Raw genomic sequence first — 15348 nt, 5'->3', positions numbered from 1 at the left:
CGGCCCGGGCGGACGTCGTCGCTCAGCGGGAGCGGCCGTCGTCGGAGTCGTCCTCGACCTCGTCCTCGAGGCGGGAGACGTCGGAGAAGGCGATCTGGCGGTGCCGCACCGAGCGGTTGTACAGCCACGTGACGAACGAGAGCACGATCCCCAGGCCAACGAGCGCGCCCGCGATGACGTACTGCTCCTGCTGCTCGGCGCTGCGCGCCCACGGCCCGGCGAGGTACGCGCACGTGAGGGCCCCGAGGACCGCGAGCCAGGTGCGGGTCCGGAAGTGCTGGTGGTCCACCCGGTCGCGGCGCAGCACGAGGAGCGCGACGTTGACGATCGTGAAGACGACGAGCAGGAGCAGCGACGTCGTGCCGCCGAGCAGCGCGATCGCGTTGGTGCCCGACTCGGTCCCCGACTGCCGCACGACGTACACGATGAGCGCGAACGCGATGGCCGTCGTGACGAGGATCGACACCCACGGCGTCCGCCGGAACGGGTGCACCTGGCCGAACGCGCGCGGCAGCACGCCCTGGTTGGACATGCCGTAGAGCAGGCGCGACGCCATGAGCATGTTGATGAGCGCCGAGTTCGCGACGGCGAACATGCCGATGAACGGGAAGATCGTGTCGAACGGCAGGTTCGGCGCTCCCGCCGCCACGACCTGCGTGAGCGCCGAGCCCTTCGAGTCGTCCACGAGGTCGCCGACGGGGACGAGCGCGACGGCCGTGATGGCGACGAGCACGTAGATCGCGCCTGTGATCGACAGCCCGGTGAGCATCATGCGCGGGAAGTCGCGCACGGGGTTCTTGCACTCCTCGGCCATGTTCACCGAGTCCTCGAACCCGACCATGGCGAAGAACGCGAGCGTCGTCGCGGCCGTCACGGCGAGGAACACGCTCTTGTCGTCCGCGCTCTCGAACACGACGACGCGAGAGAAGTCGGCGCGGCCCTGCGTCGTCGCCCACAGCCCCACGAAGATCACGAGCAGCAGGCCGGACAGCTCGACGAGCGACAGCACGACGTTCGCCCGGACGCTCTCACCGACGCCGCGGAAGTTGACGAGCGCGACGAGGGCCATGAAGCCGAGCGCGATGAGGAGCCTGCCGTCGCCGCCCGTCGGGAGCTCGAGCCCGAACCCGTCGGAGACGAACCCCGCGAACGCGTTGGACGCCGTCGACGCCGACGTGATGCCCGAGCTCATGACCATGAACGCGACCACGAACGTCAGCAGGTGGATGCCGAACGCCTTGTGCGTGTAGAGCGCGGCGCCCGCGGCGCTCGGGTACTTGGTGACGAGCTCGAGGTAGGAGAACGCGGTGATCGTGGCGACCACGAACGCGAGCAGGAACGGCAGCCACGCCGCCCCGCCGACCTCGCCCGCGACCTGGCCCGTGAGCGCGTACACGCCCGTGCCGAGGATGTCCCCGACGATGAACAGGAGCAGGAGCTTGGGCCCCATGACGCGCTTGAGCTCCGGCTGCTGCCGTTCTTCCGTGCGACCCGCGGTCTGGCTCATGAGAGGCTCCCTCGCGTCTCGGACGTCCCCGGACCTCCATGGAACCCCCGGTCGCGGGGTCCTGTCAGCGCGAACGGGCGCGTGTCGCCCGCTGGCTGCCGAACCCGGCCTTGTCGCCGGGAGGCTCGCCGAACCCGGGGTCGTCCCCAGGTTCGGCCGCGTGGGGTGCGACAACCCCGGGTTCGGGGTCCGGTGCGTGAGGGGTGATCACGCCGTGCGGCGGACGCCGGCGCAGGACGCCGGTCGTCGTGGCGACGCCCAGCAGGAGGACGACGCCGCCCACCAGCTCGGCCGTGTTCGGCACCTCGTCGAGCACGACCCACGCGGCGAGCATTCCCACCGGCGGCACGAGCATCGTGAACGGCACCACCGCCGACGCCGGGTACCGGGCGAGCAGCGTGTTCCAGATCCCGTAGCCCACGAGGCTCGCGAGCCACGCCGTGTACAGGGTCGACAGGACGGGCGCGAGCGTGAGGTGCGTGAGCGCGTGCCCGACGGCGTCCGGCCCGTCGAGCGCGAGGGACAGCGCGAGCATGGGGACCGGCACGACGAGCGCCGACCACACCGTCATGGACAACCCGTCGAGCCCGGGCCGCGCGGGAGCCGGGTTCGCCGAGGTAGAGCCCTGGTCTCGCGAGGTAGAACCGTGGTCGCGACGTCCGGCGCGGCGGGCGATCACGTTCCCGACCGCCCACGACGCCGCGGCGGCGAGGGTCACGACGAACGCGACCGCCGGCGTCGACGCGCTGCGTCCCACGCCGACGACGACGAGCCCGGCGGCCCCGACCAGCACGCCGAGGAGCTGGGCGCGCGTCGGGACCTCGCGCAGCGCCGCGGCGGCGAACAGCACGGTGAGCCCGACCTGCGCCTGGAGCACGAGCGACGCGAGCCCGGCGGGCATGCCGAGCGCGAGCGCGGTGTAGAGGAGGCCGAACTGGCCGAGGCTCATGAACGCGCCGACGAGCAGCACGTCCCGCCAGCGCGCGCGGGGCCGCGGGACGAGGAAGATCGCGGGGACGAGCACGACGAGGAAGCGCAGGGCGACGAACAGCGTGGGCGGCATGTCACCGAGGCCGAGGTCGATGACGACGAAGTTCACGCCCCAGACGACGGCGACGAGGACGGCGAGGAGGGACGAGCGCAGGGGCATGGGTACGAGGGTGCGCCCTGGATATCGTGCACGTCCAGCGCACGGTCGTGCACGGTTCCCGGTAGCACGGCTTCCCGATAGCCTGGGGTCATGATCGACCTCGCCGCCGTGGACGCGCTGCTCGCCGTCGAGCGCACCGGGACCGTGCACGCCGCGGCGCGCGACCTCGGGTACACCCCGTCCGCCGTCTCGCAGCAGGTCAAGCGCCTCGAGCGCGACCTCGGCGCGCGCCTGCTCGACCGGGAGGGCCGCGGCGTCGTGCTCACGGCCGCGGGGCGGCGCGTGGTCGAGGAGGGTCGCGTGCTGCGCGAGCAGGTCGAGTCGCTGCGGGCCCGCCTGCACGACGCCGGTGCCCGCCCCACCGGGACCGTGCGGCTCGGGTCGTTCTCGACGGCGGTGCGCGGCGTCGTCGCACCCCTCGTCGCGCGGGTGCGCGAGGACGTCCCGGACCTGCGGCTCGTCGTCGAGGAGGCCGAGCCGTGGGACGCCGTCGCGGCGGTCGCGGCGGGCACGCTGGACCTCGCACTCGTCCACCACTGGGAGGGCGTCGGCCTCGCGCTGCCCCCGAGCCTGCGCGCCGAGGAGCTCTTCCGCGACGAGGCCGACGTGCTCGTGCACGCGTCGAGTCCCCTCGCGGGGCGACCCGCGCTCACGCCCGCCGACCTGCTCGACGAGACGTGGGTCTGCACCCCCGACGGCACGATCTGCTACGAGTGGTTCTGCCACATGTTCGCGCGCGAGCCGCGTGTGCCACGCATCGACTTCCGGTGCCTCGAGTTCGCGTCGCAGGTCGAGGTCGTCGCGCACGGCCTCGCCGTCGCGCTCGTCCCACGGCTCGGTCGTGGCCCGCTGCCCGCCGACGTCGTCGCCGTGCCGGTGCGCGAGCCCGTCCCGACCCGCCCGGTGACGGTCGTCTGGCGCGCGACCATGACCGACGCCCCGGCGGTCCGCTACCTGCGGGAGCGGCTGCGCGCCGTCGCGCCCTGACCAGGCGCCGAGCCCGGGGTTGCTCCTCGCCCTCGTCCGCGGGCAGGGAGGGACCCCGGGTTCGGCGGCATCCGGTGGGGGCACCGACCGCCGCCGGAACTCCGCGGGGCCGCGGTCCGTTGGGATCGGCGAACGCTTCCGCGCCGCACCGCACCCGTCCGACGAAGGGACACGATGACCACCGAGCACGAGCCGACCCGGCGGTCCGCCGACCCGCGCACCGTGGCGATCGCGGGCCTGATGACCGTCGCCTGGTACGCCGTGCCCGACGTCGTGCGGCCGCGATGGGCCCGCGCGCTCGCCAAGGCGGCGGTCGTGACGACGGGCGCGGTGCTCACGGTGACCTCGACCGCGGAGGGGCGCGAGGCGCGCGAGGGCGTCCGGTCGCTGCGCGACGCCGTCCGCGCGGCGGGGGTCGACGCAGAGGACCTCGGCGCGGCGCCGGGCGGCGGGACGAGCGCCGTGCCCGAGGCCGGGCCGGCGGACGACGCCGTGCGCGAGGACAACACGTACGCGCCGGACCACGACGAGCCGACGTCCGTCCCGCCCGCAGTCGTCGGGGCGGCCGTGGCCGGAGGAGTCGTGCTCGCGACGGCACTGGCCGTCGCGGGGGAGAAGTGGGCGTACCGCCGCGGCGAGCGGCTGCGCGCCCGGGGCGTGCGCCTGCCGCACACGCGCGTCGGGCTCGCGCTCGGCGCGCTCGCCGTGGCGCTCGCGGCGGCGGAGCCGCTGCTGTGGAACCCTGAGGAGCGCTGAGGCAGCGACCCGGGCCGGCCCGCCGGCGGGAGGTCGTGCACCGTGCGGCCTCGCGGACCGGGAGGGACCGACCGTGATCGGGTTCGGGCTGGCGCTCGCAGGGGTCGCCGCGGCGATCCACGTGTACATCTTCGTCATGGAGTCGCTCACCTGGACGAGCGCGCGGACGCGAGCGACGTTCGGCACGTCGCGCGAGGAGGCCGAGGCGACCAAGGAGCTCGCGTTCAACCAGGGCTTCTACAACCTGTTCCTCGCGGTCCTCGTCGTGCTGGGCATCCTCCTGTACGCGGCGGACCGGCAGGACGTCGGCCTCACGCTCGTCGTCGCCGGGGCGGGGTCGATGGTCGCGGCCGGGCTCGTGCTGATCCTGTCGTCGCCGTCGAAGGCGCGCGCCGCGCTGGTGCAGCTCGTCCCCCCGCTGCTCGGGGTGATCGGCGTCGTCGTGGGTCTGGTCGCCTGAGGCGACCGGCGCGACCGGCGCCGCTCGGACCGCGCGGGGACCGGAGGGCGGACGGGGCCACGACGTCCCGAGACCCGCCGGTAGACTGGACCGCGCGCCGTCGTGCGCTCCCCGCATCAGCGCCCACCCGAGGGAAACGATGACCGCCCCCGCACCCCAGGCTTCCGCACGCTCCGACGCCCGTCCCGCCGCTGGACCGACGCTGGACACCGTCGAGCACGCCGCCGCCACCCCCGACGAGGTCCAGCCGTACGCCGAGCTCGGCCTCAAGCCCGACGAGTACCAGCGCATCCGCGACATCCTGGGGCGCCGCCCCACGGCCGCGGAGCTCGCGATGTACTCGGTCATGTGGTCCGAGCACTGCTCGTACAAGTCGTCCAAGGTGCACCTGTCGAAGTTCGGCACCGCCACCACGGACGAGATGAAGAAGCACCTGCTCGTCGGCATCGGCGAGAACGCGGGCGTCGTCGACATCGGTGACGGCTGGGCCGTGACGTTCAAGGTCGAGTCGCACAACCACCCGTCGTTCGTCGAGCCCTACCAGGGCGCCGCGACGGGCGTCGGCGGCATCGTGCGCGACATCATCTCGATGGGCGCGCGCCCCGTCGCCGTCATGGACCAGCTCCGCTTCGGCGCCGTCGACCACCCGGACACGGCGCGCGTCGTGCACGGCGTGGTGTCCGGCGTCGGCGGGTACGGCAACTCGCTCGGCCTGCCGAACATCGGCGGCGAGCTCGTGTTCGACGCCTCGTACCAGGGCAACCCGCTCGTCAACGCGCTGTGCCTCGGCGTGCTGCGCCACGAGGACATCCACCTCGCCAACGCGTCGGGCGTGGGCAACAAGGTCGTGCTGTTCGGCGCCCGCACGGGCGGCGACGGCATCGGCGGCGCCTCGATCCTCGCGTCGGAGACGTTCGAGGACGGCGTGCCCGCCAAGCGCCCGAGCGTCCAGGTGGGCGACCCGTTCATGGAGAAGGTCCTCATCGAGTGCTGCCTCGAGCTCTACGCGGCGAAGGTCGTCGAGGGCATCCAGGACCTCGGCGCCGCCGGCATCTCCTGCGCGACGTCGGAGCTCGCCTCCAACGGCGACGGCGGCATGCACGTGTGGCTCGACGACGTCCTGCTGCGCGACCCCACGCTCAACGCCGGCGAGATCCTCATGTCGGAGTCGCAGGAGCGCATGATGGCGGTCGTCGCGCCCGACAGGCTCGACGAGTTCCTCGCGATCACGAGCAAGTGGGACGTCGAGACCGCGGTCATCGGCGAGGTCAACGACTCCGGCCGCCTGACGATCGACCACCACGGCGAGCGCATCGTCGACGTCGACCCGCGGACCGTCGCGCACGAGGGCCCGGTCTACCACCGCCCGTACGCGCGCCCGTCGTGGCAGGACGGGCTCAACGCCCGCACGGTCGAGGCCGACGCGCTCGCGCGTCCCGAGAGCGGCGACGACCTGCGTGCGACGGCGCTGCGCCTCCTCGCGTCGCCGAACCTCGCGTCGAAGGAGTGGGTGACGAACCAGTACGACCGGTTCGTCCAGGGCAACACCGCGCTCGCCCAGCCCGACGACTCGGGTGTGATCCGCGTCGACGAGAGCACCGGTCTCGGCGTCGCGCTCGCTACGGACGCGAACGGCCGCTACGGCAAGCTCGACCCGCGCACGGGCGCGCGCCTCGCGCTCGCCGAGGCGTACCGCAACGTCGCGACGACGGGCGCCCGCCCGCTCGCGGTGACCGACTGCCTCAACTTCGGCTCGCCCGAGGACCCCGACTCGATGTGGCAGCTCGTCGAGGCGATCGAGGGCCTCGCGGACGCGTGCCGCGAGCTCGGCGTCCCCGTCACGGGCGGCAACGTCTCGCTGTACAACGGCACCGGCGAGCCCGGCCAGATCGACTCCTCCATCCACCCGACCCCGGTCGTGGGCGTGCTCGGCGTGCTGGACGACGTCGCGCACGCGACGCCGTCGGGCTGGCGCGAGACGGGCGAGAGCATCTACCTGCTCGGCACGACGCGCCCCGAGCTCGACGGCTCGGCGTGGGCCGAGGTCGCGCATGGGCACCTCGGCGGCCTCCCGCCGCAGGTCGACCTCGCGGCCGAGAAGGCGCTCGCGGGCGTGCTCGTCAACGCGAGCCGCGACGACCTGGTGTCCGCGGCGCACGACCTCTCCGAGGGCGGCCTCGCCCAGGCGCTCCTCGAGGCGTCGCTGCGCTTCGGCGTCGGCGCCACGGTGTCGCTCGACGCGCTCACCGAGCGCGACGGCGTCACGCCGTTCGAGGCGCTGTTCTCCGAGTCCACGGCGCGCGCGCTCGTCGCCGTGCCGCGGGGCGAGGAGTCCAAGCTCGTCGACGCGTGCGTCGCACGCGGCGTCCCGGTGCTGAAGATCGGCGAGACGGGCACCGAGCCCGGCGCCGCCGCCGAGTCGGGCGAGGCGCTCGAGGTCGCGGGCCTGTTCACCGTCCCGCTCAGCGAGGCGGACGCGGCCTTCCGCGGCACGCTCCCGGCCATCTTCGGCTGACACCCGCACCACCGACGCCCCGCTCACCGCCCAGGTGACCGGGGCGTCGTCGTCTCTGGACCCTGGCCGAGCACGACCCTGCCCGCTGTCGAGCACGACATGACGGTCGTTCTCGGGCGGAGAGCGACCCTCATGTCGTGCTCGTCGGACCGGGGTGCCATGCTGCGCGGGTTTCGTGGAGGTCGGCGGTCGGGGTGGTGCGGCGGGTCGCGGCGCCGGGCCCGACGCTGCGAGAGTGCGGGCATGACCTCGGCGACCACGAGCCTCCCGCCCGCGCGCGTCACCGCCCGACGGCGGCGCGGCGGTCGGGTGCTCACGGTGCTGCTCTCCTTCGGGACCGTGGCGGTCGCGCTGCTCACCCTCGTGCGCGCGGTCCCGTACGACGCCGTGACGCCGTTCGCGCAGGTCGTCGGGTTCACGCCGTTCGTCGCGGCGGCGGCCGTCGTCGGCCTCGTGGTCACGCTCGTCGCGCGCCGGTGGATCCTCGCGGCGCTGCTCGCGGTGTGCGTCGCCGCGCAGGCGGTGTGGCTCGTACCCGCGTTCGTGCCCGGCCCGGCGCCGCCCGACGACGCGGCGTCGCTGCGCGTGATGGGTGCGAACGCGTGGCTGGGGTCGGCGGACGCGGACGCGCTCGTCGACCTCGTGCGCGAGCAGGACGTCCAGGTGCTCGCGGTGCTGGAGCTGACGACCGATCTGCGCGAGCGCCTCGTCGCGGCGGGCATCGAGGACATGCTCCCGTACAGCGCCGACGCGAAGGTCGGGTCCGGGGTGCTCGGCAGCGGGCTGTGGAGCGCGCTGCCGCTGGACGACGTCGACGTCGAGCCGTTCTCCAACGACGCGATGCCCTCCGCGACGGTCGAGCTCGACGGCGTGCCGGTGCGGGTCACCGCCGTGCACCCGATCCCGCCCATCCCGGAGTACGTGCGGGTCTGGGGCGAGGAGACGGCCGCCCTCGCCGACCGGGCGGCGGCGGACCCCCTCCCGCAGGTGCTGGTCGGCGACTTCAACGCGACCCACGACCACGCGACGTTCCGGCGGCTGCTGGGCGACCGGTTCCACGACGCGTCGCGCGCCTCGGGAAACGGTCTCGACCTGTCGTGGTCGCCGCGGCCGGGTACCGTGCCGCCGGTCCTGAACCTCGACCACGTGGTGACGGACCGGGAGAACGTCGTGACCGACGTCGACTCCCTGCCCGTGCCCGGCAGCGACCACCGCGCGATCGTCGCGACGGTCCACGTGCCCCGCCCCTGATGCCGAACCCGGGGTTGTCCCCGGGTTCGGGTGCCGAAACCGGGGACAACCCCGGGTTCGGCACCTGGGGCGGGCGGGATCAGCCGCGGGCGGGCTCCGGCTCGGACGTGTCGGGGTCGGTCGTGGCGCCGTCCGCACCGTACGCTCCGGCGTCGCCGCCGTGGTGGTGCGGGTGGCGGCGCTCCAGGGCGGCGCCCTCGACGTCGACGTCGGGCAGGATGCGGTCGAGCCAGCGGGGGAGCCACCACGCCTTGTCGCCCACGAGGTGCATGAGCGCCGGGACCAGCAGCATCCGCACGACGAACGCGTCGACCAGCACGCCGAACGCGAGCGCGAACCCGATGGGCCGGATCATCGCGCTGTGCGAGAACACGAACCCGCCGAAGACGGAGATCATGATGATCGCCGCCGCCGTCACGACGGACCGGCCCGCGCGCACGCCCTGCACGATCGCGACGCGCGCGGGGGCGCCGTGCGCGTACGCCTCGCGCATCCCCGATCCGAGGAAGAGCTGGTAGTCCATCGCGAGGCCGAACAGGATGCCGACGAGGATCGTGGGCAGGAAGTTGAGGATCGGGCCCGGCGTCTCGACGCCGAACACCCCCGACAGCCAGCCCCACTGGTAGATCGCGACGACCCCGCCGAGCGCGGCGAAGTAGGACAGGATGAACCCGAGCGTCGCGACGACCGGCACGAAGATCGAGCGGAACACCAGGACCAGGATGATCAGCGACAGCCCCACGACGACCGCGAGGTAGATCGGCAGCGCCTGCGCGAGCTTGTCGGAGATGTCGATGTTGCCGCTCGCGGAGCCGGCGACCCCGAGCGTCACCTCGCCGTCGAGCGGTTCGAGGGCGCGCAGGTCGTGGACGAGCTGCTCGGTGGACTCGCTCGTCGGGCCCTCGGCGGGGACCACCTGGAAGGCGGCGACGGTCCGGTCCTCGGACGTGCCGATCGGGGCGACCGCGACGACGTCGTCCTGGGCGTAGAGCTCCTCGGCGACGCGCACCTGGTACTCCAGCGCCTCGGCCTCGGTGGGCTCGCCCGGGAGGTCGGCGACGACGAGCAGCGGCCCGTTCGTGCCCTCGCCGAACTGCTCGGCGATCGTCGAGTAGGCGCGGTACTGCGTGGAGTCGTGGGCCTCCGACGACCCGTCGGGGAGGTTGGTCCGCAGGTCGAGCGCGGGGATCGCGATCACCGCGAGCGCGGCGACGCTCAGCAGCGCGGTGCCCACGGCCCGCAGGGTCGACATCGGCCGGGCGGGTGCCGGGCCCGACGGCGCGGCGGGGCCCCCGGTGCCCGACGCGCTCTCGCCGGTCGCCCCGGCGAGCGCGGCGCGCTCACGCTTGCTGAGGATGCGCGGCCCGATCATGCCGAGCAGCGCCGGGGTGAGGGTCACGGCGATGAGCACCGCGATCGCGACGCACAGCGCGCCGACGGTGCCCATGAGCCCGAGGAACGGGATGCCGGTCACGTTGAGCGCGAGCAGCGCGACGAGCACCGTCGCGCCGGCGAACACGACGGCGTTGCCCGAGGTCCCGTTCGCGAGCCCGATGGACTCGTGCACGTCGTCGCCCTGCTTGAGCTGGCGGCGGTGCCGGTTGACGATGAACAGCGAGTAGTCGATCCCGACCGCGAGCCCGAGCATGAGGCCGAGGACGGGGGTCACGGACGACATCTCGACGACGCCGGAGAACGCCATCGCGGTCAGCGCGCCGATCCCGACCCCGACGAGGGCCGTGAGGATCGGCAGCCCGGCGCCGACGAGCGTGCCGAGCATGACGACGAGGACGATCGCCGCGACGACCAGGCCGACCGCCTCGCCGACACCGAAGACCTGGGGCACGCCCTGGGTGATGTCGGCCGAGAAGTCGGTCTGGACGCCGTCGACCGGGTCGTCGGCGAACACGGCGACGAGGTCGTCCTTGGTCTGCTGCTCGATGTCCATGTTGGGCTCGGTGAACGCGACGCTCGCGACCGCGGCGCTCCCGTCCTCGGAGACCATGCGGATCTCGGACGCCATCTCGAGCAGCGGCGCGGAGAGCTCGAGCTGGGCGGACTGCTCCTCGAGCGTCGCGCTCTGGTCCTCGAGCGCGGTCCGCTGCTGGGCGAGCGCCGCGGCCTGGGTGTCGAGCTCCTCCCGGCCGGCGTCGAGCTCCGCCTGCTGCGCGTCGAGCTGCGGTGCGGCCTGCGCGAGCGCACCGGCGGCCTCCGCCTGAGCGCGGGCCGCGTCGAGCTGTTCCTGGCCGGCGTCGAGCTGGGCGCGGGCGGCGTCGATCTGCGCCTGACCGGCGTCGAGCTGGGTCCGTCCGTCCTCGATCTGCGTCCGCCCCGCCTCGATCTGCGTGCGGCCGTCGTCGACCTGAGCGGCCTGGTCGGCGAGCTCGGCCTGCGTCGCGAACGGGTCGATCACCGTCTCGACGCCGTCGACCTCCTCGGCGTCCGCGATGCGGTCGGCGATCGCGGCCTCCTGCTCGGAGGTGAACGCGGACCCGTCCTCGGTGGTGAAGACGATCGTGCCGCTCCCGCCGGACGCCTCGGGGAGGGCCGTCTGCAGCCGGTCGGTCACCTCCGCCGTCGGCGTCCCCGGGATCGAGAAGCTGGTGGCGAGCGTGCCGCCGAACGCGACGAACGCCGCGCCGGCGAGGACGAGGACCGCGAGCCATGCCGCGAGGACGGTCTTCGCCCGCCGCGCGCACGCGCGGCCGAGGCGGTACAGGAGTTCAGCCATGAGGGTCCTTCGGTGGGAGGTCCGGTGAGGTCCGGGTGCGTCGTGGAGCGGGTCGGGTGCGGGTCGGTCGGCGGTGCTCTCGGGCGTCAGGCGGTGGTGGCGTGGCCGGTGCGCGTCCGCGTGACCAGCTGGTCCAGCAGGTCGTCCCACGTGCGGCGTGACGCGTCGTCGTCGGCAGCGCCGGTGGCGGCCCACCAGCGTCGCTGGATCACGAGCACGCCCGCCATGAGCGCGGCGACGAGCATCTCGATCTCGAGCGGGTCGACGTCGGGGTGCCGGCGCGTCGTCTCGGCGACGAGGCGCTCGGCGAGGTGGGTGAACGTGCGCACGACCATCGTCGTGACCCGCGGGGTGGGCTCGGTCGCGGTCCCGCCGAGGGCGCGCGTGAGGTAGGCCATGGGGCCGACGAGGTCGGTGCTGCGGAGCGCCGCGGTGAGGTCGTCGAGCGGGGTCGTGCGGTCGGTGCCCGGTTCCGCCGCGCTCGCCCCGAGCGCGTCGACCACGGTGCCCAGCACGTCCTCGCACACCTCGACCACCACGTCGTCGAGCGACGCGAAGTGGTTGAAGATCGTGCGCCGCGCGACGTCGGCGCGGGCGGCCAGCTCGTCGACCGTGAACCGGGCACCCCCGTTCTCCTCCATGAGCGACGTCGCCGCGCCGACGATCGCCCGGCGGTGCCGTGCGCGCAGCGCGGTACGGCGGTCGGGCGCGGGGCCGGTCGCAGATCTCGTCGCAGAGCCCGTCGCCGGGTCGGTCACGGGCGCACCCGACGGCTCGGTCACGGAGGGGAGGGGCACCTCTTGACACTAAGTGCATTGATGCACTCGGTGCAAATAGCGCCCTGGACGACTCAAAGTTGACCGATCAAGTCCAGTATGTGGGAAGGTCTCCTCGGTGCGTTGACACCCCGCGGTGGCCGCTCGTAAGTTCCCGCGCAACCGAGGTCGACGTACCCCGGTCACAGGACATGGTCATGAGCTCCGACATCAAGCCCCGGCTCGTCGGACGGCAACCCTCCCGCGCGGCGGGGTGCCCCGGGTGAGGACCAGGCCCCGCGTCGCGCGGTCAGCGCGTGGCACGGGGCAACGACGCGGAGCCCGGCGACGGGCACGAAGGAGACGGACGATGGACCGGCGAATGTCGAGCACCGCGGTGAGCGCCGCGCACGCGTCGACGTGCCCCTGTCCGTTCGCGGGCGGCCCTGGCGCCCGCGCCCTCGGGACCACGGGTCCCGCGCGCGTCGCCTGTTGTCGCTGACGACGACCCGTCCCTGACACCGCGCGCGAACAGCGCGCGGTCCGGGTCCCTCCCGGCTTCCCAGCCCCGTCCTGCCGCCGCGCGGCCGGACCGCCCTGCCCACCCTCCGGCACCCCGCCGCGCCCTGAGCGCGCCGTCGGCTCAACTGAGAACGGATCCTCGCGATGTCCGACCCCCGCCCCGCCCGCACCCTCCATCTCGGCGTCGACCTCACCGACGCCGGCGCGCACCCCGCCGCCTGGCGGACCGTGGGCTCCCAGGCCCAGCGGCTCTTCGACGCCAAGCGCCTCGTCGAGCTCGTCGCCACCGCCCAGCGCGGACTGCTCGACCTCGTCACGCTCGACGACGCGTTCACGCTCCAGCCGGGCCGCAACGGGTCCGTGCGGGGCCGGCTCGACGCGGCGCTCGTCGCGTCCCGCCTCGCGCCCCGCAGCGCGGGCATCGGCCTCGTCCCGACCGTGACGACCACGCACACCGAGCCGTTCCACGTGTCCAAGGCGATCGCGACGATCGACCACGTGAGCGCGGGTCGCGCCGGGTGGCAGGTCGGGTGGTCCACGACCCCGGCGGAGGCCGCGGCCTTCGGTCGCAAGGGCGCCCAGGACGAGCCCGACGCGGTCGCCGAGGCCGACGAGGCCGTCGATGTCGTCACACGGCTGTGGGACTCGTGGGAGGACGACGCGGAGATCCGCGACGTCGCGACGGGCCGGTTCGTGGACCGCGAGAAGCTCCACTACGTCGACCATGAGGGCATCCGCTTCGCCGTCAAGGGGCCGTCGATCACGCCGCGCCCGCCGCAGGGCCAGCCGCCCGTCGTCGTCCGGGCGGACACGCCGGCGTCGCTCGACCTCGCGGCCCGCCGGGCCGACGTCGTGCGGGTCCGCGCCGCGACCCGCGACGAGGCCGTCGCCCTGCGGACGCAGGTGCGCGACGCCGCCGCCGACGCGGGCCGCGACCCCGACGCGCTCCGGGTCCTCGTGGACGCGTACGTCGTCATCGGCGACACGCGCGCGAGCGCCCAGGCCCGCCTCGACCTGCTCGAGGACCTCGAGGGCGTCTCGTGGGACACCGACTCGCTCACTCACGTCGGCACGGCGCGCGACCTCGCCGTCACGGTCGAGGAGTGGGGGCACGCCGGCGCGGCCGACGGGTTCCTCCTGCGCCCGTCGTCCCTGAGCACCGACCTCGACGCGATCGTCGACGGCGTCGTGCCGCTCCTGCAGGGGGCCGGCCTGTTCCGCACGGCCTACCCCGGGGCGACGCTGCGCGACACGCTCGGCCTCCCCCTTCCCGCCAACCGCTACGCGGCGATCGCCTGAACCCGGACGGACCGACGACATGAGCACGCGCCCCCGCAAGCAGATCCACCTCGGCGCCCACTTCCCGGGCGTCAACAACACCACTGTCTGGAGCGACCCCCGCTCGCGCAGCCAGATCGACTTCGCCTCGTTCGAGCACCTCGCGCGCCGCGCCGAGGACGCGAAGCTCGACTTCTTCTTCCTCGCCGAGGGCCTGCGCCTGCGCGAGCACAAGGGCCGCATCCACGACCTCGACGTCGTGGGGCGGCCGGACACCCTGCCCGTGCTCGCGGCGCTGGCCGCCGTCACGGACCGCCTCGGCCTCGCGGGCACGATCAACACGACGTTCAACGAGCCGTGGGAGCTCGCGAAGCAGTTCGCGACGCTCGACCTGCTGTCCGAGGGCCGTGCGGCCTGGAACCTCGTGACGAGCCCCGACGCCTTCACCGGCGCCAACTTCCGCCGCGGCGGCTACCTCCCGTACCCGGAGCGCTACGCCCGGGCGGCCGAGGTCGTCGAGGTCGCGCGCGCCCTGTGGGACTCGTGGGACGACGACGCGGTGCTGTCCGACCGGATCGCGGGCGAGTTCCTGCGGCCAGGCGCGGTGCGGCCGGTCGCGCACCACGGGACGTACGCGGACGTCGTCGGGCTGTTCGAGACGCCGCGCGGGCCGCAGGGCCACCCGGTCCTGTTCCAGGCGGGCGACTCCGCCGACGGCCGCGACTTCGCCGCCCGGACCGCCGACGTCGTGTTCTCCGCGCACTCGACGTTCGACGCCGGGCGCGCGTTCTACGAGGACGTCAAGGGACGCCTCGCTGCCCACGGGCGGGACCGGGACTCCCTGAAGATCCTGCCCGCGACCGTCGTCGTGCTGGGCGACACGCCCGCCGAGGCGGAGGAGCGCGCGCGGGAGATCCGGCTCCAGCAGGTCTCGGGCCCGACGGCGATCGCGTTCCTCGAGCAGGTCTGGGGCCGCGACCTCGAGGCGTACGACCCCGAGGGACCGCTGCCCGACGTCGACCCCGACACGGAGAACCTGTCGATCACGCGGGGACGCGTGCGGCACGCGAAGGACCCGGCGGCGGTCGCCGCGGCGTGGCGCGAGCAGGCCGAGGCGAACGGCTGGTCGATCCGCGAGCTCGTCCTCCAGGTGACGTCGCGCGGCGGGTTCGTCGGCACGCCGCAGCAGGTCGCGGACGACATCGACCGGCACGTCCAGGAGGACGCGTCGGACGGCTTCATCCTCGTCCCGCACCTCACGCCGGGCGGCCTCGACGACGTCTTCGACCAGGTCGTCCCGCTGCTCCAGGAGCGCGGCTCGTTCCGCACCGAGTACGAGGGCACGACCCTGCGCGAGCACCTCGGCCTCGCCCGGCCCGGAGCCGCACCGCGGGCCGCCGACCCGGAGCCGGCCCCCGCCGAGCTCGTCGGCTGAC

11 protein-coding genes and 1 riboswitch are annotated in these 15348 nt (G+C 74.0%); of the genes, 7 read left to right on the top strand and 4 right to left on the bottom strand.

Annotated elements, in window-relative coordinates; genetic code table 11:
* Positions 1-22 precede the first annotated feature (22 nt).
* Both ACFVN3_RS04775 and ACFVN3_RS04770 read right to left on the bottom strand, forming a co-directional pair.
* Positions 23-1507 (bottom strand): APC family permease, encoded by a 1485-nt coding sequence (locus ACFVN3_RS04775; RefSeq protein ID WP_378231084.1) that lies wholly within the window; start codon positions 1505-1507, stop codon positions 23-25.
* 64 nt (positions 1508-1571) lie between these two features.
* Complete coding sequence (locus ACFVN3_RS04770) at positions 1572-2657, bottom strand: EamA family transporter (protein ID WP_378231082.1); 1086 nt, start codon at positions 2655-2657, stop codon at positions 1572-1574.
* Between the two features lie 90 nt (positions 2658-2747).
* On the opposite strand from ACFVN3_RS04770, the gene ACFVN3_RS04765 reads away from it, so the two are divergent.
* The 5 genes from ACFVN3_RS04765 (at position 2748) to ACFVN3_RS04745 (ending at position 8626) form a co-directional block, all read left to right on the top strand.
* Entirely contained in the window at positions 2748-3644 is an 897-nt protein-coding gene (locus ACFVN3_RS04765; protein WP_378231080.1) for a LysR family transcriptional regulator, read from the top strand.
* A 174-nt stretch (positions 3645-3818) separates the two neighbouring features.
* Entirely contained in the window at positions 3819-4400 is a 582-nt protein-coding gene (locus ACFVN3_RS04760) for a hypothetical protein (RefSeq protein ID WP_378231078.1), read from the top strand.
* 73 nt (positions 4401-4473) lie between these two features.
* Positions 4474-4860, top strand: coding sequence for a DUF1304 domain-containing protein (locus ACFVN3_RS04755; RefSeq protein WP_378231076.1), 387 nt, complete (start codon positions 4474-4476; stop codon positions 4858-4860).
* Between the two features lie 139 nt (positions 4861-4999).
* On the top strand, positions 5000-7375 hold the full coding sequence (gene purL, locus ACFVN3_RS04750) for a phosphoribosylformylglycinamidine synthase subunit PurL (RefSeq protein WP_378231074.1): 2376 nt from the start codon (positions 5000-5002) through the stop codon (positions 7373-7375).
* A gap of 243 nt (positions 7376-7618) precedes the next feature.
* Complete coding sequence (locus ACFVN3_RS04745) at positions 7619-8626, top strand: endonuclease/exonuclease/phosphatase family protein (protein ID WP_378231071.1); 1008 nt, start codon at positions 7619-7621, stop codon at positions 8624-8626.
* A gap of 79 nt (positions 8627-8705) precedes the next feature.
* Here the strand turns inward: ACFVN3_RS04745 and ACFVN3_RS04740 are convergent, their stop codons facing one another.
* Positions 8706-11357: an MMPL family transporter gene (locus tag ACFVN3_RS04740; RefSeq protein ID WP_378231069.1), complete on the bottom strand. Its 2652-nt coding sequence runs from the start codon at positions 11355-11357 to the stop codon at positions 8706-8708.
* Positions 11358-11443: 86 nt separating this feature from the next.
* Positions 11444-12154 (bottom strand): TetR/AcrR family transcriptional regulator, encoded by a 711-nt coding sequence (locus tag ACFVN3_RS04735; protein WP_378231067.1) that lies wholly within the window; start codon positions 12152-12154, stop codon positions 11444-11446.
* 172 nt (positions 12155-12326) lie between these two features.
* Positions 12327-12434: riboswitch (SAM riboswitch) on the top strand.
* Positions 12435-12778: 344 nt separating this feature from the next.
* On the opposite strand from ACFVN3_RS04735, the gene ACFVN3_RS04730 reads away from it, so the two are divergent.
* Together ACFVN3_RS04730 and ACFVN3_RS04725 are read left to right on the top strand one after the other, a co-directional pair.
* The gene (locus ACFVN3_RS04730; RefSeq protein WP_378231065.1) at positions 12779-13933 is read left to right on the top strand and encodes an LLM class flavin-dependent oxidoreductase; all 1155 of its coding nucleotides are present in this window, start codon (positions 12779-12781) and stop codon (positions 13931-13933) included.
* A gap of 19 nt (positions 13934-13952) precedes the next feature.
* Positions 13953-15347 carry an NtaA/DmoA family FMN-dependent monooxygenase gene (locus ACFVN3_RS04725; RefSeq protein ID WP_378231063.1) on the top strand — a complete coding sequence of 465 codons (1395 nt, stop codon included), beginning with the start codon at positions 13953-13955 and terminating at the stop codon, positions 15345-15347.
* The last annotated feature ends 1 nt before the right edge of the window (position 15348 follow it).

Origin of the sequence: Cellulosimicrobium sp. NPDC057862 (genome assembly GCF_042797035.1) — a bacterium.
In the GTDB taxonomy this organism is placed as follows: domain Bacteria; phylum Actinomycetota; class Actinomycetes; order Actinomycetales; family Cellulomonadaceae; genus Cellulosimicrobium.
The sequence above is the reverse complement of the archived record's forward strand: the minus strand, read 5'-3'. Positions and strand labels throughout refer to the sequence as shown.